We start from the raw sequence: 25,208 nt of genomic DNA, 5'->3' as shown, positions 1-25,208 counted from the left end.
GACTTCAGTCGCGGTCCGTTGAAATCACGGAGGCGTCGGGTCGTCGAGGATCCGCGGCATCACGAGGATGATGAGGTCCTTGCGATTCTCGCGATTCTCCGTGAAGGAGAAGAGGTTGCCGACGAACGGCAGCGACGAGAGCAGCGGGATCCCTGAGCGGTTGCGGGTCACGGTGGTGACCGTGAGGCCGCCGATGACTGCGGTTTCGCCGTCATTGACCAGCAGGTGGTTCTCGGCCCGCTGCTTCGGGATGGTGAAGCCGAGGTCGACTGCGGCCAGCGCCTGAATGGAGGAGCGCTCGACTTCGAGATCGAGCAGGATCTGGCGGTTGTTGGTCACGTGCGGCGTGGCGACCAGCTTGATGCCGGTCTCCTTGAAGGTCACGTTGGCGCGCGGCGCCTGGTTGACCTGGCCGAACGACGAGGCGTCGATGACTCGCACCGGCGTTTCTTCGCCGGAGAGAATGTTCGCCTTGCGATTGTCGAGCGTGTTGATGATCGGCACGGCCTGCACGTCGGTGAGTTCGACCCGCTCCAGTGCGGAGAGGAAGGAGGTCACCGAGAAGCCGCCGATCGCCGTGCTGAACACCAGGTCGAGCGCCGAACCGGAGATGAGTGCGTCGGCGTTGGAGATGCCGGAGACCGCATTACCACCGAGGTTCACGATGTTGGTGTTCGGATTGTAGGGCTGGCCGGTGCTCGGGTCAGTCCGCTGGATCAGCTTGTTGTTGAACTGCTGGCCGGTACCGATGTCGTACTTGAGGCCGAGCTGCTGCAGGTCGGTCCGGTCAACGAAGATCAGCTTCGCCTGGATCGACACGGTCGGCGTGCGGATGTCGAGCGAGTGCACGAAGTCGACGATGTTCTCGATGCGCGTGCGCGAATCGGTGATGATCAGCGAGTTGCTCGAGGTGTCGGGAATGATCTTGCCACGATTCTTCGTGATCATCCCTTCGACCGACTTCGCCATTTCGCCGGCCTTGGCGTAGTTCAGGCGCACCTGGCGCGTCTCCAGCACTTCGATCGAGTCGAGGCGCGAGAGTTCACCCGGGGCGTCGACGCGAATGATGCCGCCCTTCATCACCACGGCCGAGAGGCCCTGGGTTGCGAGGAAGGCTTCGAACGCATCCGACCAGGTCTGGTCTTCGAGCGTCATCGAGACGGTGCCGCTGATTCCCTTGCCGGTCACGATGGAGCGCTTGCCGGCCTTGGCGAACGAGTAGATCACGTCCTCGATCGGCGTCTTGTCGTAGGTGACCGAGATCCGTGGATCGTCGGCACGCGGTGCCATCGGACCGACCCGGAGGCCGTTCCGCGAGGGAGCCGTCGAGGCCTCGGCACGCGCTTCCTGCGCCCGCGGTTCCGGGGCACGCACGTCGGAGGCGATCGCCTTGGCGCCGCCATTGCTGGCCGACCAGGTGTCGAACGGCGAGTCGGCGAACGCGACGGTCACGATCCCCGGCGTCGAGCGATCGATCTGGAACTCGGGCAGGCGATCGAATTCGAGCACCACGCGGACGACGTTCGGCAGATGCTGCCGCTGACGCACCGAGGTCACGATGCCGCGCTGGCGGCCATCGTAGCCGGTGAGGTCGGCGAGCGTCGCGCCCTCGAGGTCGAGCACGAGGCGATCGGGATCGTGGTAGACCACGTCCTTGACCGTGACCTTGCCGGTGACGGCGATCGCGAGTCGGGCGGTACCGCCGCTACTCGTGAGCGACATCGCGGTGACTTGCGCTTCGGGAGCAGGGCGCAGTGTGGCGGCTGGCGTGCCAAGGAACATCGGCACCAGCATCCAGGAGAGTGATCGGGTCATCATGGCGTCTCGTCCTCCGCCTTACGGAGCGAGTAGGTCTGTTCACGGACGGTGCCGAAGTCGTCCAGGCGCAGCGTGACATCCTTGCGAGTCACACTGGCCACATAGATCCGACCAAGGCGCTGGCCGGGGTGCACGTCATAGCGGCGGTTACTGCCAATATCCCGGAAGATGGCAACACTGTTTCCCGGGTCCCTGGTGTCGTACATGATGGCCGTGAGCTTGAGGTCGGGCAGCTCGGGGCCGCGCTGCGCGGTGGCGAGCACCGAGCGGAACGGGTCGCGTGCTGCACCTTCGTAGGAATAGGTCTCACGCAGCAGCGGACGGCCACCGGCTGCGGCAACAGTATCGATCGCGAGCTTGCTCATCTTGGCGGCCTGGGCGTTGGTCGCGGCCTTGCGGCGTGCGGCACCGGCAGCCATCGCCGAATCGGACTTGAGTGCGGCCAGCGAATCGGCAGGCGACAGCGCGGGCTTGCCGCCACCGCAGCCGACGAGTGCCACGAACGCGAGCGCGGCGAGAGACTCACGGCGCATTGGTGGAGTCCTCCAGCTGACGGGCCTTCACGTAGGTCTTGATCGAGAAGCGGGCTTCGATCATCGCCGTGGTGTCGCCGAGGGCGCGCGCCTGCGCCTGGTTGGCCGCACCGATCGCGACTTCACCCGGCACGATGATCCGGCGGAGTGAGGCGATGTCGGTGAGGAACTGGCCCACCTGATGGTAGTGCCCGATGACCGAGAGCTTGTAGGTGTAGGTGTCGTACGGCGCGGGGCCGGGCTCGGGCGCGACCGGCGCGAAGCCGGAGAACGTCACGCCGCGGACCTTCGCGCGAATCTGGATATCGTCGAGGAGGTTGTTGACCTCGCGCTGCTCCGGCACCAGGGTGCGCAGCACGCCGAGCGACGCCTTGTAGGCCTCGACCCGCTTGCGCAGATCCTCGACCGAACCGTGCGCCAGGTCACGCTTGGCGGTGTCGATCTCGGCGGTGAGCCGGGTGAGCGTATCGGTGAGGAGCACGACGCGCTGCTGCCGCGACTGCAACCCCTTCACTCCGAGCTGGTCGATGCCGGCACCGGTGTAGCCAACGTAGCCCACCAGGAGGGCAATCACGGTGAGCATCACCGGCGTGGACTTGGACATGTCCGCCATGGTTACCTCACCACCGATTCAATGACGGGCACAGTGCGGATGTGCGCCGGGTCGGCCCGGGTATACGAGGCCTGGATGATGAATGACGTGAGCGCGCGGTTGCCTTCGACCACCGTCTTCGCTTCGACCGGGAGGACGTTGGTAAGCCACGGGCTTTCTTCGAGCCGCCGCAGGAAGGCGGTGTAGTTCTGGAGGTCGCTGGTGCGACCGATGATGCGCAGGTTCACCGGCGCAACGACTCCGGTTTCGACGGCGGCAGCGGCGTTGTTGGCGCCGGCACCGGCAGGCGCCAGCATCGAGACTTCGGTCAGCCAGGTGAAATCGGGGAGCGCCGAGCCGATGTCATCGAGAATGTGCGGCCAGGTGTAGCGCTCCTGGTCGACACTCGTGATGGTGCCGATCTGGGCCAGAATCGAGTCGCGGACATTCTCTTCGCGCCGCTTCTGCTTCACGAAGTCGGTGTAGCGCGAATACTCGGTGCGGGCCGCATCGAGCTGCGGCTCCAGCGTCGAGAGCTTGGTCGCGGTGGAGATGTAGACCGCGCCGAGGAAGATGACGACGCCGACCCACGCGGTGAGCGCGGCGGCGAGCCAGGGTTCCTTCACCTTGGAGGTGATGACGACGATCCGGGCACCGAGGCCGGCGAAGGCGGGACCGCTCTTCGTCTGACGCCGCGCACCGGGCCGGAGGTTGATTGTAATCATCGCGTAGGCCTCCTCACGCCGCCGACCGCAGGGCGAGTCCGACTGGGAGCATCAGCAGCGGAGCAATCTCATCGACCTTGAGTTCCCCGAAAGCATCGGGTGATGCATCGAGCCGCTCAAGCGGATGGGCCTGGGTGACCGGCACGCGGAGACGATCGGCGAGCACCCCGGCGAGGCCGGGCACGCGCGAACCGCCACCGGTGAGGTAGAGTCGCGCGAGTGCGCCGACCGGGCGATTCGAGGTCTGGAGGAAGGCGGCCGCGCGTTCGATGCCGAGGGCCATTTCCTCGCCGCGGGCGGCGACGTGCGGGGCCAGCGCGGGATCGAGATCGGAGCCACGCACCACGCGATCGGCGGCATCGGCCGCGAGTCCGCGTTCACGCTGGAGGTCTTCGCGGAGCCGCCGGACACCGACCGCGAGATCGCGGGTGAGGACCGGGACGCCGTCTTCGAGCAGGTTCACCGTGGTGGTCTCGTGACCGATGTTGGCCAGGGCGACCACGCCGCGCATCGCTTCGGGGTAGTTCACCTCGAAGGCGTTGTGGAGGGCGAACGCTTCGACATCGATCACGCTGGCATCGAGGCCGATTTCGGCCAGGAGCGCCAGCTTGGACTCGACCAGTTCCCGCTTCGCGGCGACCAGGAGGACCTGCATCTGCAGGCCATCGGCGTCGGGATCGAGAATCTGGAAGTCGAGTTCGACGTTTTCGGGATCGAAGGGGACGTGCTGATCGGCTTCCCAGCGGATGACCTCGCGGGCCTCCGCTTCTTTCATCCGATCCATCGTGATCTTCTTGATGATCACGTCACGGCCACCGACGGCCACGACCACATCGCGAGTCTTGATCTGGAGGCGAGCGAGCAGATCACGGACGGCGTGGGCCACCAGGGTGGGATCCATCACTTCGCCTTCGACGATGGCGTCGTCGGCTACGGCCTGGATGGCGACCCGCTCGAGGACAGGATGCCCCGAACTGTGGTTCACCACCGCAACCTTGATGAATCCGCTGCCGATGTCGAGACCGACCGTCGATCGCGCGCGGGGGAAGAGCGCCATAGGAGCCCGGATTGTGCGAGGAGGGTTGCTGTAAGGTATCGCCGCCCCGACCGAGAGGTCAAGCGAGGTACCCTATTTCAACCCGTTGTCCGAGGGCCACTTACGCCAACCGCCCCCGGCACGGAACCGGGCTGTTACCCCCGGCAGACAGTCATCAGGTTAGCACTCCCCGTGCCACGGCTACATCAATAGCGGGAGCGATACCCTGACACCCGGAGAGTATCGGCGGCGACGACGCCGATAAGCAGGGTCGCGCGACGCGCACCGACCAGCTGCAGGCGGTCGTTCCGCAGGGTCACCTCGGTCGACAATTGCACCAAGGTTCCCGTGCGCCACGCGATGCTGTGCGCCCACCAGCCGCTGCCGACGGCGGCTGTGCCGAAGTCGATCCGGTCGCCATCAGTCAGCGCAACCAGCACGGAATCGGCATTCACTCGCCGTTCGGCGAGGGCGCTGGCTGCCTGCAGGTCGCCCTCGATGGCGATGCGCAGATCGCCGGCGAGCCGGAGCCGCGCGCTCGCCGCGACCAGGGCGACGGCCGCGAAACCGCCAAGGAGGATCACGGCGAGGAGGGCGAGCGCCAGTGCGAAACCGCAGTCACGCCGGGTGGCGGTGGGTGGCTGGGTTCTGGTCACGGCGGCGGCAGGGGCGCGAAGAACTCGGCGGCACGGCGCGCGGCGGGCTGCACGAAGATGTGCACTCCGCCGCTGTCCATCGCGAAGCGCGACCCCGCCGGATCGAACGGCCCGGCGATCGGCTGCACCGGTGAGGAACCGTCGGCCGGGGCCATCCCGACCCACCAGCGAGAACCCGAGCGGTAGAGTCGCAATTGGACCGGCTCGACGGCCCGGACCAGGAGGACCGGTGCGACGGCGACGCCCAGAGTGAGGTGCAAAGCCGCGCTACCGTCGGGGCAGGTCGAGGTGCCGACAGCAACGAAGGGCGGCTCATCCCACGCGGGGGTGGTCGCGCTGGTGAGGAGCCAGAGTTCGTCGCGGCCTGGCTCCGGGTCACGAGTCGCGCGCCAGCTGGCGCGACTGATATAGAGCTCCGCGCCGCTCACCCGACAGGGCGCCCCTGCCCCGACCGGATGGTGCGCGACCAGGCGATCAGCGGCCGGGACCGCGACATCACCCGGCTCGCCGTCGCGCAGGTCGGCGCGCGACCAGGCGGCGACCGCGGCGAGACTCCGTTGCTCGTCGAGGGCGAGCGACTGACGCTGCGCTGATTTCGCCGATGCGACCACCACCGTGGTCACCAGCGCCGCGAGGATCGCCGCGACCACGAGCACCAGCATCAGCTCGAGCAGCGTGACCCCCGCGCGCGTCAGCGACCGCATCGCACGACCAGCCGCAGCGAATCACGATCGGCTGACTCGGGGAGCAGCAACGACGTGGCGCGTGGTGCCGCCGCATTCCGGCAACTCGCCGCCGTCTCGGCCGCGCGATAGCGCTCCCAGCGATCGGCATCGGTAGCGCTGGCACTCTGCGCACGTCGGCCGAGGCGATCGGCGGTGAGTGCGGCGGCGAGGGCAGCGGCTCCGGCGAGTTCGAGCAGGAGGAGGGCGACGACGAGTTCGACCAGCGAACTCCCTTTGCGAGGTACCACGAGACGCTCCGGCGAGGGGAGTGGCTACGATGGCACAGGGTGCGGTGGCAACGGCGACCAAAACGACGCGAGCCGGTGGCGCATTGTGCGCGACCGGCTCGTCGTGGAAGCTGCGTGGTACGGGCGCTAGCGCGCCGACCTGCTCAGCTGCAGCTGATCACCCCATCCGTGGCCGCTCCCGACCCGACCGTTACGGTGCACTGCTTCGGGTTGGTGCTGATCGACGCGTTGGTGACGGTCGCCGTGAAGGACGTGGCGTTCGCCGAAGCGTTCGCCGTGTTGCCCTGGGAAGCCTGGAAGATCGTGTTCGGCAGCGTGTTGGTGTAGGTCGCGTAATCGGCGAAATACGCTTCCTGTCCGGTGATGATATTCCGGATGTCAGTCTTCACCGACGCCAGCTTCGCCTTGTCCTTGGTGGCAGCGAACTTCGGAATGGCGATCGACGCAAGAATGCCGATGATCACCACAACAATCAGCAATTCAATGAGCGTGAAGCCCTTCCGATTATTGACCGACATCGCTGTGCTCCTCCGGCTTGCTGTGAACCCGATGCTGCTCTGCTGCCCTGTGATTCCGCTCTGACCTTCGATCGACGGCGTTGCGCCGCCGATCGAGGCCGGAGAGAAGACTACACCAGCATTCAGCTGCAGGCGATCTGGCCGTCGGTCGCCGTGCCCGAGCCAACCGTCACGGTGCACTGCTTCGGGTTGGTCGTGATGCTGCTGTTCGTCACGGTCGAGGTGAAGGACGACGCCGTGCCGCTGTGCGACGCGGTGTTGCCGGTCGACGGGGCGAACAGCGTGGTCGGCACCGTGCCGGTGTAGGTGGCGTAGTCAGAGAAGTACGCTTCCTGCGCGGTCATGATGTTGCGCAGGTCGGTCTTCACCGACGCCAGCTTCGCCTTGTCCTTGGTGGCGGCGAACTTCGGGATCGCGATCGCGGCCAGAATGCCGATGATCACGACGACGATGAGGAGCTCGATCAGGGTGAAGCCCTTCTTGTTGTTGGCCAGCATGGTGTCTCTCTCCGGTGCGAAAAGTTGTCTCGGTATCCGCGTGGTGACTCCCGCGCGACCGGAGCCATGGATAGGCACATCCAGTGCCAGCCAATGTGTGGCATTCCAAATCATTGATTTGCAATGAGATAGCGCCTCAACACCGGGGTCACCCCGGGAGGTTGTCGGTCGGTCGCCACAGCGGATTGCAAGGGGGAAAACAGAACGGGAGCCCCCGAAGGAGCTCCCGTTGAGCGGCTGTGGAGGCAGCCAGGCTACTTCAGCTGCAGGCGATCTGGCCGTCGGTCGCCGTGCCCGAGCCAACCGTCACGGTGCACTGCTTCGGGTTGGTCGTGATGCTGCTGTTCGTCACGGTCGAGGTGAAGGACGACGCCGTGCCGCTGTGCGACGCGGTGTTGCCGGTCGACGGGGCGAACAGCGTGGTCGGCACCGTGCCGGTGTAGGTGGCGTAGTCAGAGAAGTACGCTTCCTGCGCGGTCATGATGTTGCGCAGGTCGGTCTTCACCGACGCCAGCTTCGCCTTGTCCTTGGTGGCGGCGAACTTCGGGATCGCGATCGCGGCCAGAATGCCGATGATCACGACGACGATGAGGAGCTCGATCAGGGTGAAGCCCTTCTTGTTGTTGGACAGCATGGTGGTGGATCTCCGTTTTGGTGGTGGCGCGTTACGGCGCGCTCGGCCGATTCGGCCCCACAACCGCTGGCCGTCTGACGACAGACCAGAGAGCAGGAGTGATGCCAAAGCCAGATGGCATTCCGGAAGGCATTGTCAGATAAGGAGTTACTGCGTCACTCTGCGGCCCGCTGCCCCCTTTCCCGGCTTCCCCCGCGCCGGTAGTTTGCAAGGGACCGGAGGGAGGTCGCTTCGCGTCTCACCACATTCAGTCAGGTCGAATGCTCCGTCACCGACTCCGCGGTACCCGCAATCTCCTCGCGGGCGTGCTGGTTGCCACGGTCGCCGCCGTGAGTGGCGGAACGACGCTTCTCAACTTCTTCGCGCAGGACGACGTCCCCCTCATTATCGAGGACGATCGGGCCCAGGACCTGGGGAAGTTCAAGCGGATCTTTACCGAGGCCTACTGGCCGGCTCCCTACCAGCGCGACCTCTACCGCCCACTGACCTCCCTGCTCATTGCCACCGAATGGAAGCTCGGCCGCGGGGTTCCCTTCTCCTTCAAGTGTGTCCAGCTCGCCATCTATAGTGCGTCGGCGATCGCGGTCCTGATCCTCGCGCTGCAGCTCCTCCCCTGGTGGGGGGCGCTGGTCGCCGCACTTTTCTTTGCCGTCCACCCGGTCCATGTGGAGGCAGTCGCGCTCGCGGTGAATCAGGCCGAGGTGATGGTCGGGCTGATCTGCGCCCTGGCCGTTGCGTGGTATGTCAATCGACGGCGGGAAGGGCCGCTGGGGTGGGGCGCCGCCGTCGGGCTGGGGCTCACCACCCTGATTGCGGCACATTTCAAGGAAACCGGACTGATGCTCGCGCCGCTGCTGGTGGCGGCCGAGCTCTTCGTGATGCCGGCGTCGCCGGGACGCTGGCGGATGGTGCGACCGGTCTGGCTGGTGCAGTTCCTCGCAGCTGAAGTGGTGGTGGTGATCCGCTCCTTCATCCAGACCGACCGGCTCAGCGGGACCTTCACGGCCGAGGTCTTCGAGAAGAGCACTCTCTTCAACCGCTTCGAGACGATGCTCGCGGTGGTGCCAGAATGGCTTCGGCTCCACCTCTGGCCCGCCACCTTGCAGGCCGATTACTCCCCCCGGGTGATCGTGCAGGCCACCGGCTGGGGCTACGACCAGTGGCTCGGCCTCGCGATCATCGGGCTCATCGGAGTGCTCGCGGTCCGGCTGCGGCAGCGCGCGCCGATGATTCTCTTCGGGATGGCGTGGGTCACGATCGGCCTCTTCCCGGTGAGCAACGTGCTGATCCCGACCGGGATCGCGATGGCGGAGCGGACCCTCTTCCTCTCGAGCATCGGAGCAATGATCGCGATCGTGGCCTTCGCTCTCGAGGGAGTGCGGGTCGTGGCGCCGGAACGCCGGGTGCTGGTGCAACGGGCGCTGGCGGTGGTGGTCGTGATGGTCACGGTACTGGGTGCTTCTCGCAGCTGGTCGCGTCACAAGATCTGGCGCAATTCGATGTCGATGTGGGGCCAGACGATTATCGATGCGCCCGAGAGCTACCGGGCCTGGGTGGCCTTCGGGACCCTGGTCTATCGGCGGGAGTCGACCGAGCGGGGGATCCTCGCCTACCGGATTGCCCTCAAGCTTTACGACAAGTCCGAAGGGCCGATGATCCAGCTCGCCGAGTGGTACCGACAGGCAGAGAAGTGCCCCGAGGCAATTCCGCTCTATCGCCAGGCCCTCGCCCTCCGGGATTTCGCTCCGGCGATGGCGAGTCTGGCGGCGTGCCTCACCTGGGAGGGCCGGTACCGTGAGGCCCAGCAGGTGGCGCTGACGGGGATGAAGACCGGGATGTATGGCGGGATCTTCCATATCTGGTTCCGGACCGCGCTCGAGGCGGAACGGCAGCACACCCCGGCTCACACCCTGCGATTCCCGAAGGGGCACGAATACCTGTTCGACAAGCCGACACCGAACGCGGCGGGCGAGCAGATGGGGGGCAAGCTCCTCCCCTGAGAAGTTTGCGCCCACTTCTTGCCCATAGTGGAACGGTCCCCTATCCACTGAGAGTGTTCGTTTTGTTGACGGTTCGACGGAAGTACCTGCGACGCGCAGCCAGCTGCTTCGGTTTGCTGGTGATCTGGCACCTGGCGGCCCCCGCTCCCGCGGCGGCCTATGTCGACCCGATGTCGGGGAGCATCGTCGTGCAGGTCGTCGTGGCCGGTATTCTCGGAGCCACCGTCGGCATTCGTCGTTCCTGGCAGGCGATCGTCGGATTCTTTCGTCGATTGACGCGTCGCCGGCTGCTATGACCAGCGCGCGGGTCGGCGCATCGTTCCGGGATCCGGACGGCGTCTTCTATCTCCTGGATGGCGCCCCGCGCCGGCAACTCCACGCGAGTTACGCCAGCGACTGGGCGTTGCTGCATTCGTCCGGACTACTCGATGCGCTCTGGCGCGCCGACCTGCTGATTCCGCATCGCGAAGTCTCGCTCTACGACCGGCTCGACGAGCGCGCCGTTGCGGTCATCGCGCCCGATCAGATCCCCTTCATCTCCTATCCGTACGAGTGGAGCCAGAGCCAGTTGCTGGCCGCGGCGCAACTCACCTTGCAGGTGCAACTGCTCGCCTTGCAGCATGGGATGGCGCTGAAGGATGCCTCGGCGTTCAACGTGCAGTTCATCGGCGCCGGCGCGCTTTTTATTGACACCCTCTCGTTCGCGGCGTACGTACCTGGCACGCCGTGGGCGGCGTACCGCCAGTTCTGTCAGCACTTTCTCGGTCCGCTCGCCCTGATGCGTCACACCGATGTGCGGCTGCGAGACTTGTCGCGTACTCACATCGATGGTCCGCCACTCGATCTGGTGAGTCGCCTGCTGCCGCGCAGCACCTGGCTGCAGCCATCATTGCTCGCCCACATTCATCTGCACGCACGCGGTATCGCGCAACACGCCGAGTCGCCCCGCCCTGCCGCGGCGGGGCGCGGCGTCACCCGCGACGGATTGCAGGCGCTGCTCGAACATCTGCAGTCGAGCGTGGCGGCGCTGACCTGGCAGGGACGCCGCACCGAATGGGGCGGTTATGGCGCGTCCGACGGCTACAGTGCGGCAGCGCAGCAAGCCAAGGAAGCGTTCGTGCGCACGACCGCGACGCAGCACCGGCCGCGCACCGCCTTCGACCTCGGCGCCAACACCGGTCGGTACAGCGAACTCGTTGCCGACAGTGGCGCTCAGGTGACGGCGATTGACGGCGACGCTGGCGCGATTGAGGCACTGCTGACGCGGCTGCAGGCGGCGGGGCGTACCGATATCCTGCCGCTCTGGGTCGACCTCACCAATCCCTCGCCCTCGCAGGGGTGGGCGCACGACGAGCGGATGTCACTTGAGGCGCGCGGCCCGGCCGATCTGGTGCTCGCGCTGGCGCTGGTGCATCACCTTGCCATCGGCAACAACCTGCCACTCGATGCTATCCTCGCATTCCTGATGCGACTCGGTCACCGGGTGGTGATCGAGTGGGTGCCCAAGAGCGATCCGCAGGCGCAGCGGTTGCTGGTGAGCCGCGAGGACATCTTCACGGACTATACCGAGGCGCGGTTCGTTGCCGCCTGCGAGCAGCACGGCCGGATCGAAGCGCGCGAAGCGTTGCCGGAGAGTGCGCGCATCCTGTTCACGGTCGTGCCACGATGAGCTGGCGGGCGCGGCTCCCTGCCCCGGCGCCATTTCTCGCGGCGTGGTATCTGGCGTTGAGTCTGTTGGGGGAGTTCGCGACGACTCGCGAACGCTGGCTCGACGTCGTTGGGACGCTTCTGCTTGCGACTCTCACCGCTGCTTTGGCATGGTTGATTGGCAAGCTGCTCAGGCGTGATCGGCCTCGAGCGACGATGATAGCCGTCATCCTGGTGCTTTGGTTCGCACTCTTCGGCACGGTGCGATTGCTCCTGACGCCGCATTTGAGGCCGCCGTGGACCTCCGCCGGATTGCTTCTGTTGTGCTGGAGCATCCCGATGGTGGTTGGAGTCGTTCTGACGATGCGAACCCCAACGATCTCCACCGGGGCGATCCGCGGGATGAACACCGCACTGAGCGTGCTCATCCTGATGGCGGCGTTCACGCTGTTGCGGCCGCGAGAACCGGAGGCCGTGCCGCCACCGACGTCCGTACTTGGCCATCGTGCGGGTGGCAGGCCGGACATTTACATCATCATTGTCGACAAGCTCTCGAGCGTCAGGACATTCGATGAGAGCTATCACATCAGTTTGCATCCTTTCGCCGATTCTTTGCGGGCGCTCGGCTTTGTCGTACCAGAGCGCGCCCGCACGAATTACGTCCAGACACAGTTGTCGCTCGCATCGATGCTGAATTGGAGTTACCTGCCTCCACTCATCAACGCCGATGCCCCAAAACCATGGGAACGAACCCGGGAGTTGATCGAGAACGCCAAGGCTTGGGCGTTTCTCCAGGCGCTAGGCTACCGCTTTGCCTTCTTCCCGACCGGATTTCCGGGTACCAACCACAATCGGCATGCGCAATTGAATCTGGAGTCGCCGGTGGCGCCGGTAGTCACACTCGGTCAGACCTGGATCCGAAATTCGCCGTTTGAGCCGCTCTGGGGGCGGACCTGCGGTTCCGCCAATTGTGCGACCGCATCAAACTTTCCATATCCAGTTGAATCGCCCGAGGCGCTGAGGTGGAAGCTCGAGACCGTCGCCACTTTGCCGGACAGCGCTGGCCCGATCGTGGCGTTCCTGCATTTCCTGGGAACGCATGAGCCGTACGTATTCGATGGGCAGTGCAAGGATCGGACAGCGTGGTGGCCGAAGACCGATGTTGGAGACGATTCACTGGAGGTGCGTGAGGCCTACGCAGCGCAAGCGGAATGTTCGACCCGCCTGGTACTCGCCTCAGTGCGCGAGATTCTCAAGCGATCGCGAGTACGGCCGGTGATCATCATTCAGGCGGACCACGGGCACGGACGAATCGGGATGACACCGCTGCTCGGAAACTCGATCGCACCGACCGACGCGACCGAGCTGCAGCGTCGGGAACGACTCGGTGTGTTTGCCGCGTACCTCTTTCCGGGCGCCGCCGAGGCCGTCTACGACACCATTACGCCGGTAAATGTCCTGCCGATGGCATTCAATAGCGTATTCGGTACCAGCCTTCCGCAGCAGCCGGACCGTTCGTGGTGGTCGACCTGGCAGCAACCCGTCAATTTCACGGAGATGCGGTGGATTGGCGATTCGATTGCTACGGTGTCGACTCGCTCGACCGTCCGCCGGACGGCGCAGGTCGCTTCCAGGCCACCGTCAGATAACGATTAGCAGACGCGACGGGCCTTCTCAGGGAGTCGGATGTGAGTTTCCGCTCAACGACTCCACAGAGTTCGTGGCTTCGTCCCACCTGAAGGCCATTCGATCGGGGAACGCTTTCCGTATCGTGTCTGTTTCCGCATCGCCCAGGTCGAACGCAATGATCACCCGTGCACGATTGGGGTCGGCAACATTCCGGACAAAGCTTCCATGAGGGTCGTGATCGGCCCGCTCTCTGACAAAGACAAGGATCCTGTCGCCAGGGATTTCCGCCAGCATCCGCCGGAAGACCAGGAACTTGCGCTGAGAATCCTGATTCGCGTCGCGCCAACGGATCAGGTCCGGTCGGGCCCAGAACAGGAGGCCCGCGCCGATGATCACGCCGAGGGCTGTGGTGCGCTGCGGTGCCCTGGATTCGATCAGGAGCCACGCTACTCCCATCGCGAGCACTGCGGCCCAGACTGGATTTGCCTCTGCGTAATAGAGCGTCCAGTACGGCTGATGCGCATAGAGCAGGTACGAAATGTACAGCAAGACTCCAGAGGCCACCGGAACCCAGACCACGACCGGCATAACGATCAAACCGAGAATCAGTATCGGGGCAAGCAGTTTCCTCCAGAGCGAGAAATTGGCGACCCACCAGAATTTCAAGCGCTGTGCCAGAACTTGCGGTAACGCCGCGGGTTGATGCTCGCGATGTCGCAACGCAAAGTCGGCATTCGATGCGGCGATGAACGGGGGCACCTTCAGTAATGGCGCCGTGGAGTCGAGACCGAATCCCATCTTGTCGAATGGAACATATTGTCGAGTATACAGCCCGAGCGGAGTCGCATTCCAGGAACCGAGTACCATCGAGTTCTGGAGGGGAATGGCGAGCAGCGGCAGCATTCCAATGCCGACGGCCGCCAGCAACGGCCCCCATTGTCTTGACCGAAGCGTATCGGCAATTACGACGATGGCGACGGGAATCGTGAAGGCAATCATCGTCAATGGTCGGGTGATCGCTCCCCACCCCGTAACAATTCCAAGCAGGATCAGCCACCCGCTATGGCGAGTCGCACGCCACTTCAGAAGCGCATACCAGCCAAGGAGGCACAGTGCGGTCGTCGTATTCTCCGAGAAGTAGGAGGCGCGCCATCGAGCCTGGCCTGCCTGGGTCAGCCACAGCGCGACGGCAATAGTGCCCGCTCCCGCTCCCGCAACTTTGCGGACAAGGAGCAGCAGCAATGCCCCGGTGAGTCCGACAAGGATCACAGGAACCAGGCCCGGAGCGTGCAATAGCAGTCCTGGGACCAAGGCTAGAGCGTGCCCTGGGGGCATTTTGGGAGCAAGGACTGGAGTGACCAGCACCGCCGATTGCGTAAACGCCTCATGCACGGGGGGGGAGGGGAGAGCCCAATGCCCCGCAGCGAGCAGTTCCGCTTGGAGCAGGTAGGCGCTTTCGTCGTACACCACAGCTTCCGCGTGAAGCCCGCCCCATTGCCACAGGGTGAGGGATGCCGCGAGAATCCCCGCAAGGATCGGGAGCGCCGGGCCATCGCTCCACGCCGCGATTCGTGCCAGTCGTGCCGGCACGATCCGACGCGCGAGCAACGCGACGAGCACGATCAGCAGCAGCAGGACCCACGATTGCCGACCCGGGAAACTCACGATGGCTACCAGCTTATTGGTGAGGTGAAGTGAGCGTTACGTCGCAGGAAGCTGTCACGCCTGATGCATTGGCGGCAACCGTGATCGTGGTCCCGGCCTTCCGCGAGGCCACGATGGTGGCACAGGTCGTCACCGCCCTGCGGCACCTCGGGTGGCGCGTCTGCGTCGTCGACGACGGCTCTCCCGATGCCACAGCTACCGCCGCAGCGGCCGCCGGTGCCACGGTACTGCGACACCCTGTGAATCTTGGCCAGGGCGCCGCGCTCCGCACCGGCTTCGCCTGGGCGCTCGCCCAACCCGCGTGCCGGTATGTGGTGACCTTCGATGCCGACGGACAGCACGACACCGCCGCGGTGGCCACACTCATCGCGCCGATTGCTGCGGGCGAGGCCGATGTCGTCCTCGGTTCGCGCTTTCTCGATGCGACTACTCGCGCCGAAGTGCCACCACTCCGCCGGCTGTTGCTGCGCGCGGCCACCTGGGTGAGTCGCACGACCACGGGGCTTGCCCTCACCGATTCGCACAACGGGCTGCGCGCGTTCTCCACCATTGCGCTGCGACAGTTGCGACTCGAGCAGGACCGGATGGCGCACGCGTCGGAAATCCAGGCCGAGATTGCCCGCTGCGGGCTTCGCTGTGTCGAGCGACCGGTTCACGTGAGCTATACCGAGTATTCCATCGCCAAGGGCCAGCGGTTCGTGGATGCCATCAGCATCCTCTGGGACCTGCTGCTCACACCCCGGAGATCCCGATCATGAAGGGTTCGCAGATTGCCCTGCTCGCCTCGCTGGCGCTCTTCGCCTTCTACACCATCCGGCTCCGCTCTACCGCGATGGACCGACTCACCTACCTCAGCCTCGCCTGTGCCGGCGTGGTGCTGATCGTCTATCCCGAATGGACCAACATGCTCGCGAAGCTGCTCGGGATCGGCCGCGGCGCCGACCTGATGTTCTACTTCTTCATCGTCTTCTGCCTCTTCCACTTCGCCACCAGCGCGGCGACGATGCGGCGCATGCAGCGCGACCTCACCACACTGGCGCAGCACGTGGCGCTGCGCGATGAGGGCGTTCAGCGCGGCGGATAGCGGCGGCGAATTCGCCAGAGCTCGAGCGGGGCGCGCAGGAAATCGCGCAAGCGGAGGCTTGAGCCACCGGGATCCTGCCACACCGGCAACGGCACCTCGCGCATCGTGGCATCCGCATCGCGCAGCCGCGCAAGCAGCTCCACATCAAAGAGCCATCGCGACAGGAAGGGCGCGCCGAGCGCGGCATCGGCCGCCGCCCCGCTGCGCAGCGCCTTGGCGCCGCACTGGGTGTCGTACACGGCGAGCCCGAGCACCAGTGAAGCGCAGGTCGCGAAGATACGACCGAGGTAGTGGCGTCGCTCCGATCGGGTGATATGCCAGCCGAGCAGCTTGATGCGCGAGCCGAGCGCGAGCGTGAGCGCGGGGTCGGCGATGAGTGCTCCACGGAGAAGGAGTGCGCTGTCGAGCGGCGCCGCGAGATCGGCGTCGAGATAGCCGACCAGCGAGTAGCCCGCTGACAAGGCGTCGCGCAGTCCACGTCGCACTGCCTCGCCCTTGCCGCCGTTACGCGGCAAGTGGAGCACCTGGATTCGTTCAGGAGCCTGGGCAGCGAGGGCATCGAGCTGCGCGGCCGTGTCATCGGTGGAGCCGTCGTCGACGAAACGGAGGTCGACCGCATCCTGCGCCGCTACAAACGCGAGGAACGCTTCCGCGTGCAGTCGCTTCGCCTCGTTGAAGGCAGGGATCACCAGGGCGAACCGCGAACTGTTCATTGTTCGGCCCACGCCGTGCGTGCCGAATCGATGCTGATCGGAGTGAAGCGCAAGACGCCGCCGGTGACGCCCTCCTGGGTCAGCAGGAAGAGAGGCTTTCCCGGATGTTCGGCGATGGCGATGCTGTCGAGGTCATGCAGGTCGCGCAGATAGATGTTTCCACTCTTCCCTGCGAGCAGCAGCGGCGAATAGACGGTGAAGCCAGCGCGATCTTCCATGATCCGCCGGATGCAGGCGGGCGCGAGCGTGGAGCCGGGGAGGACGTGCGCCGTGGTGTCGGGCGAACCGTGCAGCGCTACCAGCTTCGAGGAATCGGCCCGGAACGGGGCGAGTCGTTGCACGAGCATCAGTGAATCACCGTGCACCCGCTCGACGGCGGTGAGGGTCTCCTCGAGTCGACAGGCGTCGCTGGTGCGATAGAGCTGCTCGGCCCCCACGCGCGTGACGCCGAGCGCCCACATCCGAACGACCAGTTGCGCGCCCCAGCTCTCTCGTGCAAAGACGACGGCATTGCGCACCCCCGCCTGCTCGGCCAGTGCGTCGACATCGAACCGCATCGAGAGCATGCCGTTGCGATACTGCTCCGCCCGGAGCGGCAGCAGCATCGTGGCGCCCATGACCAACGCGACCAGCCCGCCGGTGAGTACTCCCCGCTGCACGGGGAGCGACGCGCCGCGCTCACGCAGCACGGCGGGGAGGCGCACGGTCCAGAGCGCGAGCCACGGCGCCAGCGGCAGGACAAAGCGGGGCCCGAGGTAGAAACCGTCGTGCCAGTACGCGAAATAGGAGAGCAGCAGGAGTGCACTCCCGGCGAGGATCCAGCGATCGAACGCCGACAGCACGCGAGTGAGGGCGAGCGCGCCAGTGGCGAAGAGTAGCGCCGGCACTGGTGTCTCGAGGAAATAGCTCTGCAGGCGGAGCAGGTAGAGGTTCACCAGCTCGACACCGCGCGCGGGCGTATGCGGAAATCCCCAGGGCGCTTCGTGGAAGCCCAGCTCGTGGGACTTACCCCACATCGCGATGTAGCCGAACTCGAACGGGTTGCCGGTCTGCGACTTGTTCACGAGCAGCAGGAGCGCGATTGGAATCGCGACGCCGATCCCGCTCGCGAGGAAGGCCAGGAGTTCCCGGCGGCCGCCGCGCAGCGCGCGCCAGCCGAGCCAGGCCGCTGCGGGAATCGCGAAGCTCGCCGCATCGAGCGGCCGGATCGTCGCGGCGATGCCGAAACATCCGCCCATGAGGAATCCCGCTGCGGCGGTGCCTCGCGCCGCCGTCGAACCTGAATCCGTCGCGCGGGCGAGCCAATACCCCGCCGCAATCAGCCACGTCGTCTCGGTCACGTGATTCATCATCGAGGCGTCGAGAAAGACGGAGAACGGCGCGAAGGCGAGCATCAGGACGGCGGCGAGCGCGACGCCGTGGCGCGGCTCGAGGACCCGGAGCAATCGGGCAAAGAGGTAAACGCCGATCGCGGCGGAGACAGGCCCGACCAGCCATTCGGCGTGGAGCAGTGTCCCGATCGCGAGCATCGCCGGTCCGCCCGCCGGGAACTGCCCGTACACCTTGCCGCCCCAGTCGAGCAGGTGCATCGAGGAGGTGAACTCGGGGTGCGCGGCTGCCACTGCCCAGAGCCTGCCACCGGCGAAGACTCGCGCCTGGTAGAGCTGGATGACTTCGTCGATGAGCAACGGTTTGGCCGAGAGGACGACCTTTGAGACCACGGCGTAGAGCAGCGCAGCCAGCAGCGCGATGGCGCCGTCGGCTCGGCGATCTGCCGCGTGCCAGCGCTCGGCGAGTCGGGTCCAGCCGCCCACGGGCCACTTCGCCGGATAGCGGCGCGCCGCGATCCCGGCGATGAGCGCCACACCGACCACGATCGCACCGCCGCTCGCCCAGAGGCGCAGCCGCTCGTCATACCACGGCGCCGCGTGCCCGCCGGGGATCCAGTTGGCGAGCGGGAGCAACCCGAACACGATCAGGACGAGCGCCGCGAGCTGGGCCATTCAGCCCATCTCTGCGCGAAATGGTGCCGTTCGCCCAGCCGCCGGCCGCGTCAATTCCCGCCAGAACGGGGATCTTGCGGCGGCAATCGCGCCCAAATAGATATGGTAGTGTAAATCACTACTTTGTGAGGAAACGATGTCGATCTCCATCTCTGCGGCGGATGCGAACCGGGAATTCTCGCGGGTGCTGCGAGAAGTACGCGATGGCGCGAGCTACGTCGTGACGAGCCACGGGAAGCCAGTCGCGAAAATCGTTCCTATTCCCCTCGAGGACCGCGTGAAAGATGCTGCAATGACGGCCCTGCTCGCCCGGCTGCGAAACAACCCGGTCATGCATCTCGGCAAGATCACGCGCGACGACATGCACGACGACTGACGATGAAAGTCGCGATCGATACCAATGTGCTCCTCTACGCCGAGGGGCTCGATGACGCCCCCCGACGTGAGGCGGTGCTCGACTTGCTGCAGCGAATGCCGCGGGGCACGCTCTCGGTGCCCACCGTGGTACTGGGAGAGTTCTTTCACGTCCTGACCCACCGGGGCAATCGGTCGCGAGTTGAGGCGCGAGAGGCCGTAATCAGTCTCGGCGATGCCGTTCCCTTCGTTTCGACGACCGCCGGCGCGTTCGCCATGGCCCTCGACCTTGCAGTCGACCACCGACTCGGCATCTGGGACGCGCTGATTCTGGCGTCGGCAGCGGAGTCGGGATGTCGCCTGCTCCTGAGCGAAGACTATCAGGAGGGATTCACCTGGAATGGCGTGACGGTGACGTCGCCTTTCGCATCTCCCCGCCACCCATTGCTTGAGGCGATGCTTCTGAAAGACGGCGAATACTGATGTTCGAGTACCCTCAGTCTCGCGCGCGCCATTCGGCCACTGCCGAATCAATTGCGACCGGCAGCAACCGGAGCGGCGCCGTCGCCGTGGTGTCCCTGACCAGCAGATAGACCGGCTTCCCCGGGTGTTCACGCAGCAGCAGCGAGTCGAGCGCGTGGAGATCGCGCACGAAATGATTGCCAGCTTTCCCCGCGAGCAGGAGCGGTGCGAAGGTCGTGAAGCCCGCCTGATTCTCGCGGATGCGGCGGAGGCAGGCAGGCGATACCGTGGCGCCCGCCATCAGGTGCACCGCCGAGTCGCCGACGTTGCGCAACCGCACCAGGCGGTGTGATGCATCGGCGATCGGTCTGGCCCGGGCAAGAAAATCGGCCGCGGTGCCACCGCGTCCTTCGAACTCCTGCAGCAGAGCATCGAGCCGGCAGATATCCATGCGCGAGTAGATGTTGTGGGCGTCGATGCGCGACACCCCGAGCCCCCACATCCTCGCATACAGTTGCGCACCCCAACTCTCCCGCACCAGCACGATTGCATCGTGCACCCCGGCAGTTCGCGCCGCGTCATCCGCATCGAGCCGCATCACCGGCAACCCCGCGCGATATTGCTCGGCCCGGATCGGCAGCAACACCAGGCCGCCCAGGAGCAGCGCCGTGATCCCGGCCGTGAGTGTCATCCGTTGCGCGATCAGCGATGCTCCGCGTTCGGCCAGTGCCGACGGGAAGCGGGCGGTCCAGAGCGCGAGCCACGGAGCCAGCGGCAGGACGAAGCGGGGGCCGAGATAGAAGCCGTCGTGCCAGTAGGCGAAGTATGCCAGCAACAGGAGCCCGCACGAAGCGAGCACATAGCGGTCGAACGCAGTCAGCACGCGGGTCAGGGCGAGCGCGCCGGTGGCGAAGAGCAGCGCCGGCACGGGCGTCTCGAGGAACCAGGTCTGCAACCTCAGCAGGTAGAGATTGATCAGCTCGAGTCCGCGCGCCGGCGTGTGGGGCGGGCCCCAGGGGGCGTCGTGGAAGCCGAGTTCGTGCGACCGCCCCCACATGGTGATGTAGCCGAATTCGAGCGGATGGCCGGTCTGGGCGTTGTTGACCCAGAAGAGGGCCGCGAGCGGCAGCGCCACACCGATGCCGCTCGCGATCAACGCGATCCATTCGGCGCGACCACCCCGCAAGGCGCGCAGCAGGAGCCAGACTGCCGCGGGAAGCGCAAACGCGAGCCCGTCGAGCGGACGGATCGTCGCGGCGACACCGAGGGCTACGCCCAGGAGGAGTGCCGCGCGAGGCACGGCACCAGCACCGGCCGGGGCCGTCGCTCTGGTCGCGTGGGCAAGCGCGAGCGCGGCCCCGAGCAGCCACGCCAGCGTCGTCGTGTGGTTCATCATCGAACCACCGAGGAACATCGTGAACGGGGCCAGGGCGAAGAGCAGCAGCGCGGCGAGCGCAACACCAATGCGTGGCTCGACGATGCGGAGCAGCCGAGCGAAGCAGTAGACCCCGGCCGCCGCAGCGATCGGCCCGACCAGCCATTCGATGTGGAGCAGTGTGCCCAGTGCGAGCATCGCCGGTCCACCGGCGGGAAACTGTCCGTACACCTTGCCACCCCAGTCAATCAGGTTCATCGCTGACGTGAACTCGGGATGTGCGGGCGCGGGGAGCCAGAGGTGTCCGCTCGCGAAGATCCGCGCCTGATAGAGCTGGATGATTTCGTCGGTGAGGAGCGGCTTGGCGGAGAAGACGATACGGGCAATGCCGGCGTAGATCACACCAGCCGAGAGGGCGATGCCGGCATCGGCGCGCCTTCCGGCGCTGTGCCAGCGCGTGGATACCCTGCCCCACGCACCGTCGGCCCAGAGCGTCGGCCAGCGACGGATGGCCGCACCGACGGATATTGCTGCGGCGGCCACCAGCGCGCCGCCGATGCTCCAGAGCCGCAACCGCTCGTCGTACCACGGTGCCGCGTGCCCGCCGGCGATCCAGTTGGCGATCGGCAGCAATCCGAACAGCGCCAGCAGCAGTGCGGCGAGCTGCGCCACGCTACTTGACCTCGGTTCCCTCGTAACGCGACAGCTTGCGGTACAGTGTACTTGGATCGATGCCGAGGACTTCCGCGGCTCGCGTCTTGTTGCCGCCCTCGGCCTGCAGCACGAACATGATGTAGGAGCGTTCGATCAGGTCGAGCTGTGGATTGGGCTGCGCTCGATCGGCGACCAGCGGTTCCTTCTTCCGGCGGGTGATCCGGTCGGGGAGATGCTGCGCCTCGATCAGGCCACCACGCGAAAAGACCGTGGCGTGTTCCAGGGCGTTCTGCAGTTCACGCACGTTGCCCGGCCACTCGTAGACCATTACCGCGTCCATCGCTTCCGAATTGAGTGCCTTCGGCTCGATCCCGCGGTCTGCTGCGAGATCCTGAAGGAAGCGATCCATCAGCAGGATGAGATCGTCGCGACGCTCGCGCAGCGGTGGCAGTTCCATCGCGATGACGTTGAGGCGGTAGAAGAGGTCGGAGCGGAAGTTTCCGCGCCGCATCTCCTCCTCGAGATCACGGTTGGTGGCGGCGATGATGCGGACGTCGACCGGGATCGACTCCGTGGCGCCCACGGGAATCACTTCGCGCTGCTGCAGCACTCGCAACAGCTTCACCTGGAGCGATGCCGGCATCTCGCCGACTTCGTCCATGAAGAAGGTACCGCCCCGCGCGGCCGAGAAGAGCCCCTGCTTGTCGCGCACGGCACCGGTGAAGGAGCCCTTCACGTGGCCGAAGAGTTCCGACTCGAGCAGCGTCTCGGGAAGTGCGCCGCAGTTGATCGAGAGAAAGGGGCCATCAGCGCGCAACGAGGCTTCGTGGATGTAGCGCGCGAGCACCTCTTTCCCGGTGCCACTCTCGCCTCCGATCAGCACCGTGGAATCGGTGGGGGCGACCACGTCGGCGAGGCGGAGGACGTCGATGAATTTCCGCGATTTGCCGACCGGGCGCGACACCACCGGCCGCGCGCCACCGCCCGTTTTCCGGATCTCCTGCTTGAGCTGCTTGTTCTCGACCCGGATCTGGCGGAACTCGCACGCCCGGCGGAGAATCGCGACCAGTTCGTCATTCGCGAACGGCTTCTGCAGGTAATAGAAGGCGCCGGCATTGACGGCCTGGATCGCGCTCTGCAACGAGGCCTGCGCCGTCATCAGGATGACCGGCGTCATCGGGTCGTGTTCCTTGACGGCTTGCAGAATGTCGAGTCCGGTGACTTGCGGCATCCGCACGTCGGTGAGGACGATGTCGGCGCTGGCGGTGCGGATGGCATCGAGCCCCGCCTTGCCGCCCTGCGCCACCACGACTTCGAATCCTTCCTTCTTGAGGAGAATCCGCAGGGTATCGAGAATCCCTGATTCGTCGTCAATGATCAGCACCGAGGGCTGTACACTCATGCCCTGTCCTCCCTGTCCCAGGTCGCCGGCAGAAATATCGAGAATGTCGTGCCCGCCCGCGGGGCGGAATCCACCAGAATGATGCCACCGTGCGCCGCGACGGCGCGCTGCACAATAGCGAGTCCGAGTCCGGTTCCACCCTGGCGTCCGGTCACGAACGGTTCGAAGAGCCGCTCGCGAACCGGCTCGGGAATGCCGGGGCCATTGTCACGGATCACCAGCTTGGCCGGGTGTTCGCCCAGCGAAGCCGGCCCTTCCCCCGGTTCGGCACTGCCCACCGTCACGGCCACGAGCCCGCGACCATCGAGTGCCTGGGCTGCGTTGAGGATCAGGTTGCTCGCGATCCGGTGGAGCAGGTCGGCATCGGCCTCGAGTTCGGTGGAGCTCCCCGTGACGATGATCTCGACACCGCGGGCATCGGGGCGTTCCCCCACCACGCGGGCCGCATCCTGGGCCACGTCGAGCAGGTCGAGATGCTCGAACTTGGTGGCGCGCACCCGCGAGAAGTCGAGGAACTCGCTGAGGAGCCGATTGAGGCGTTCGCTTTCGCGCATCACCAGCCGGGCCAGCGTCTGCTCGTCTTCGTCGTCGGGGTCGACGCCCCGGGCCAGCTGCTCGACGGCACTCCGGATCGCGGCGAGCGGGTTCCGGATCTCGTGCGCCAGCGAAGCACTCAGTGCGGCCACTGCCTCAAGCCGCTCGGCCCGCAGCCGGAATTCCTGCAACTTCTTGAGTCCCGAAATGTCGGTGAAGATCGCCGTCACCACCGAGCCGGCATTCCCCGGACGCTGAAACGTCGTCGTGCTGAGGCCGACGGGGAAGAGCGAGCCGTCGCCCCGCCGCACCACGGCCTCGCCGCGCGCGACCCGGGCCCCGTCGACGATGCCGCGCTGGATGGCATCGTGCAGCTCGCGCGAGCGGGAGCGAAGCGTCTCCATCACCGGCTGCCCGGCGACGAAAGTGTCCCTGGTCGCGCCGAGCAGACGACGCGCACGCGGATTCACGAAGCCGAGCCGCCCTTCGCCGTCGACGCTGATCACGCCCGACTGAATGGTCGCGAGAATCTCGTCGGCCTCGAGTCGGGCCTGTTGCAGTGCGGCAGCGAGCGCGGCCTGCTCCACCGAGACGCCGGCGAGCCGGTTGCCCAGGACGGCGATGAGGCAACCGACGAAGGCGATGACGCCGAGCTGGGTCCAGAAGGTCGCACCAGGGGCGAGACCGGTGAAGCGAAGGGTGACCGCGACATAGCAGAGGGTCGCGAATGCCACCACGAGCAAGCCACGACGGACCGGCAGGAGCAGGGCGTAGAGGGTGACGAGCGCTACGTAGAGTGCGGCGACTGGTGTCGCTGCATCGCGATCCACCACCGACACCATCGCCGTGACCACCAGAGTGTCGATCGCAGCCTGGGCCACGATCGCCCACGGCCCGGGAAGCGACTCACCCCGGCGCAGCACGTGCGCCAGCCAGCCACTTCCCAGAATGGCGGCGATGGCCACGAGCACCACAAGCCAGCGTTCGTCGCGGGCCCATCCTGGTGCGAGCACCTGAACCAGCGCCAGGGTGACCAGCAACAGTCGGGCGACGAGAATCCCGGCGAGCAGCGGACGAGGTCCCGGCACGGCGAGCCGGTCGAGTCCTCGGAGCGGGCTCGGTATCGCGGGCTGGATCGCCGCAAATTCCCCGGTGCGCTGCTCCGGGTTCTCGGGTGACGTTGGGTTGGAATTCAAGAGACAGGTAATATGATCTGGTACAGGGGCTTTTCGCCCGGGGGGTACCAGCATGGCAGGCAAGGGATCGGAAGAGAGCGCGACGAAAGTCCGCCTCGACAAATGGCTCTGGGCGGCCCGTTTCTACAAGACGCGTTCAGCCGCGACGGAAGCCGTGGCCGGCGGAAAGGTCGAGGTCAACGGTGAACACCCCAAGCCGGCCAAGACCATCCAGCGCGGCGACCTGATCCGGGTCCGACTCGGGCCGTTCGAACACATCGTGCAGGTGACCGGGTTGGCGGAGCGACGCGGCAGCGCCACCCAGGCCGCGGCGCTCTTCGAGGAAACCGTCGCGTCCGTCGCGGCGCGGGCGCGTCACGCCGAAATGCTGCGTCTCGCGCCGGCGATGGAGTTCGACGAGGGCAAGCCGAGCAAGAAGGACAGACGCGCCCTCGATAAGTTGAGAGGGAGATAGACGAGAAGCGAGAAGGGTGAAGGGAGAAGGGAGCTGTCACCCTTCTCCCTTCAC

26 protein-coding genes are annotated in these 25,208 nt (G+C 65.9%); 9 read left to right on the top strand and 17 right to left on the bottom strand.

Going from position 1 to position 25,208, the window contains the following annotated elements; all coding sequences use genetic code 11:
- Positions 1–24: 24 nt before the first annotated feature.
- The 11 genes from V4558_08670 to V4558_08620 form a co-directional block, all read right to left on the bottom strand.
- Complete coding sequence (locus V4558_08670; GenBank protein MES2305568.1) at positions 25–1,818, bottom strand: secretin N-terminal domain-containing protein; 1,794 nt, start codon at positions 1,816–1,818, stop codon at positions 25–27.
- On the bottom strand, positions 1,815–2,351 hold the full coding sequence (locus V4558_08665; GenBank protein MES2305567.1) for a hypothetical protein: 537 nt from the start codon (positions 2,349–2,351) through the stop codon (positions 1,815–1,817). Before V4558_08665 ends, V4558_08670 begins: the two co-directional genes overlap by 4 nt.
- Positions 2,341–2,964, bottom strand: coding sequence for a type 4a pilus biogenesis protein PilO (pilO, locus tag V4558_08660; protein ID MES2305566.1), 624 nt, complete (start codon positions 2,962–2,964; stop codon positions 2,341–2,343). Before pilO ends, V4558_08665 begins: the two co-directional genes overlap by 11 nt.
- A 2-nt stretch (positions 2,965–2,966) precedes the next feature.
- Positions 2,967–3,668: a PilN domain-containing protein gene (locus V4558_08655; protein MES2305565.1), complete on the bottom strand. Its 702-nt coding sequence runs from the start codon at positions 3,666–3,668 to the stop codon at positions 2,967–2,969.
- Between the two features lie 13 nt (positions 3,669–3,681).
- Positions 3,682–4,725, bottom strand: a complete 1,044-nt coding sequence (gene pilM / locus V4558_08650; protein ID MES2305564.1) for a type IV pilus assembly protein PilM — start codon at positions 4,723–4,725, stop codon at positions 3,682–3,684.
- Positions 4,726–4,910: 185 nt separating this feature from the next.
- The gene (locus tag V4558_08645; GenBank protein ID MES2305563.1) at positions 4,911–5,360 is read right to left on the bottom strand and encodes a hypothetical protein; all 450 of its coding nucleotides are present in this window, start codon (positions 5,358–5,360) and stop codon (positions 4,911–4,913) included.
- Entirely contained in the window at positions 5,357–6,064 is a 708-nt protein-coding gene (locus tag V4558_08640; GenBank protein MES2305562.1) for a prepilin-type N-terminal cleavage/methylation domain-containing protein, read from the bottom strand. Before V4558_08640 ends, V4558_08645 begins: the two co-directional genes overlap by 4 nt.
- Positions 6,052–6,333: a hypothetical protein gene (locus V4558_08635; GenBank protein ID MES2305561.1), complete on the bottom strand. Its 282-nt coding sequence runs from the start codon at positions 6,331–6,333 to the stop codon at positions 6,052–6,054. The genes V4558_08640 and V4558_08635 overlap by 13 nt, the downstream gene beginning before the upstream one ends.
- Positions 6,334–6,476: 143 nt before the next feature.
- On the bottom strand, positions 6,477–6,851 hold the full coding sequence (locus tag V4558_08630) for a prepilin-type N-terminal cleavage/methylation domain-containing protein (GenBank protein ID MES2305560.1): 375 nt from the start codon (positions 6,849–6,851) through the stop codon (positions 6,477–6,479).
- Between the two features lie 122 nt (positions 6,852–6,973).
- Positions 6,974–7,348: a prepilin-type N-terminal cleavage/methylation domain-containing protein gene (locus tag V4558_08625; protein ID MES2305559.1), complete on the bottom strand. Its 375-nt coding sequence runs from the start codon at positions 7,346–7,348 to the stop codon at positions 6,974–6,976.
- Between the two features lie 259 nt (positions 7,349–7,607).
- On the bottom strand, positions 7,608–7,982 hold the full coding sequence (locus V4558_08620; protein MES2305558.1) for a prepilin-type N-terminal cleavage/methylation domain-containing protein: 375 nt from the start codon (positions 7,980–7,982) through the stop codon (positions 7,608–7,610).
- Between the two features lie 260 nt (positions 7,983–8,242).
- Between V4558_08620 and V4558_08615 the strand changes: the two genes are divergently transcribed.
- The 4 genes from V4558_08615 to V4558_08600 all read left to right on the top strand — a co-directional run bounded on the left by V4558_08615 (position 8,243) and on the right by V4558_08600 (position 13,285).
- Complete coding sequence (locus tag V4558_08615; protein MES2305557.1) at positions 8,243–9,982, top strand: tetratricopeptide repeat protein; 1,740 nt, start codon at positions 8,243–8,245, stop codon at positions 9,980–9,982.
- A gap of 65 nt (positions 9,983–10,047) precedes the next feature.
- Positions 10,048–10,278: a hypothetical protein gene (locus V4558_08610; GenBank protein MES2305556.1), complete on the top strand. Its 231-nt coding sequence runs from the start codon at positions 10,048–10,050 to the stop codon at positions 10,276–10,278.
- A complete protein-coding gene (locus V4558_08605) occupies positions 10,275–11,651 on the top strand; it encodes an SAM-dependent methyltransferase (protein ID MES2305555.1) in 1,377 nt (458 codons plus the stop codon). The genes V4558_08610 and V4558_08605 overlap by 4 nt, the downstream gene beginning before the upstream one ends.
- On the top strand, positions 11,648–13,285 hold the full coding sequence (locus V4558_08600; protein ID MES2305554.1) for a hypothetical protein: 1,638 nt from the start codon (positions 11,648–11,650) through the stop codon (positions 13,283–13,285). Before V4558_08605 ends, V4558_08600 begins: the two co-directional genes overlap by 4 nt.
- An 18-nt stretch (positions 13,286–13,303) precedes the next feature.
- On the opposite strand, the gene V4558_08595 is transcribed toward V4558_08600, so the two are convergent.
- Positions 13,304–14,923, bottom strand: coding sequence for a hypothetical protein (locus tag V4558_08595; GenBank protein MES2305553.1), 1,620 nt, complete (start codon positions 14,921–14,923; stop codon positions 13,304–13,306).
- Positions 14,924–14,952: 29 nt separating this feature from the next.
- Here V4558_08595 and V4558_08590 point away from each other — a divergent pair, with 29 nt between their 5' ends.
- Together V4558_08590 and V4558_08585 are read left to right on the top strand one after the other, a co-directional pair.
- Positions 14,953–15,681, top strand: coding sequence for a glycosyltransferase family 2 protein (locus V4558_08590; protein ID MES2305552.1), 729 nt, complete (start codon positions 14,953–14,955; stop codon positions 15,679–15,681).
- Positions 15,678–16,007, top strand: coding sequence for a DUF2304 domain-containing protein (locus V4558_08585; GenBank protein ID MES2305551.1), 330 nt, complete (start codon positions 15,678–15,680; stop codon positions 16,005–16,007). Before V4558_08590 ends, V4558_08585 begins: the two co-directional genes overlap by 4 nt.
- Here V4558_08585 and V4558_08580 read toward each other — a convergent pair.
- Positions 15,992–16,720, bottom strand: a complete 729-nt coding sequence (locus V4558_08580; protein MES2305550.1) for a glycosyltransferase — start codon at positions 16,718–16,720, stop codon at positions 15,992–15,994. The genes V4558_08585 and V4558_08580 overlap by 16 nt on opposite strands.
- The gene (locus tag V4558_08575; protein ID MES2305549.1) at positions 16,717–18,723 is read right to left on the bottom strand and encodes a hypothetical protein; all 2,007 of its coding nucleotides are present in this window, start codon (positions 18,721–18,723) and stop codon (positions 16,717–16,719) included. The genes V4558_08580 and V4558_08575 overlap by 4 nt, the downstream gene beginning before the upstream one ends.
- Before the next feature lie 136 nt (positions 18,724–18,859).
- On the opposite strand from V4558_08575, the gene V4558_08570 reads away from it, so the two are divergent.
- Both V4558_08570 and V4558_08565 read left to right on the top strand, forming a co-directional pair.
- A complete protein-coding gene (locus V4558_08570) occupies positions 18,860–19,099 on the top strand; it encodes a type II toxin-antitoxin system prevent-host-death family antitoxin (GenBank protein MES2305548.1) in 240 nt (79 codons plus the stop codon).
- 2 nt (positions 19,100–19,101) lie between these two features.
- Entirely contained in the window at positions 19,102–19,560 is a 459-nt protein-coding gene (locus tag V4558_08565) for a PIN domain-containing protein (protein ID MES2305547.1), read from the top strand.
- A 13-nt stretch (positions 19,561–19,573) separates the two neighbouring features.
- Here V4558_08565 and V4558_08560 read toward each other — a convergent pair whose 3' ends face one another.
- From V4558_08560 to V4558_08550, 3 genes are read right to left on the bottom strand one after another with little or no spacing between them, the layout of a single operon-like run.
- Entirely contained in the window at positions 19,574–21,586 is a 2,013-nt protein-coding gene (locus tag V4558_08560) for a hypothetical protein (GenBank protein MES2305546.1), read from the bottom strand.
- Between the two features lies 1 nt (position 21,587).
- Complete coding sequence (locus V4558_08555; protein MES2305545.1) at positions 21,588–22,970, bottom strand: sigma-54 dependent transcriptional regulator; 1,383 nt, start codon at positions 22,968–22,970, stop codon at positions 21,588–21,590.
- On the bottom strand, positions 22,967–24,700 hold the full coding sequence (locus V4558_08550; protein MES2305544.1) for an ATP-binding protein: 1,734 nt from the start codon (positions 24,698–24,700) through the stop codon (positions 22,967–22,969). The genes V4558_08555 and V4558_08550 overlap by 4 nt, the downstream gene beginning before the upstream one ends.
- A 52-nt stretch (positions 24,701–24,752) precedes the next feature.
- Between V4558_08550 and V4558_08545 the strand changes: the two genes are divergently transcribed.
- The gene (locus tag V4558_08545) at positions 24,753–25,154 is read left to right on the top strand and encodes a S4 domain-containing protein (GenBank protein ID MES2305543.1); all 402 of its coding nucleotides are present in this window, start codon (positions 24,753–24,755) and stop codon (positions 25,152–25,154) included.
- Positions 25,155–25,208 lie beyond the last annotated feature (54 nt).

The sequence above is a fragment of the Gemmatimonadota bacterium genome, from assembly GCA_040388535.1.
Classification (GTDB): Bacteria; Gemmatimonadota; Gemmatimonadetes; order Gemmatimonadales; family GWC2-71-9; genus Palsa-1233.
The sequence above is the reverse complement of the archived record's forward strand: the minus strand, read 5'-3'. Positions and strand labels throughout refer to the sequence as shown.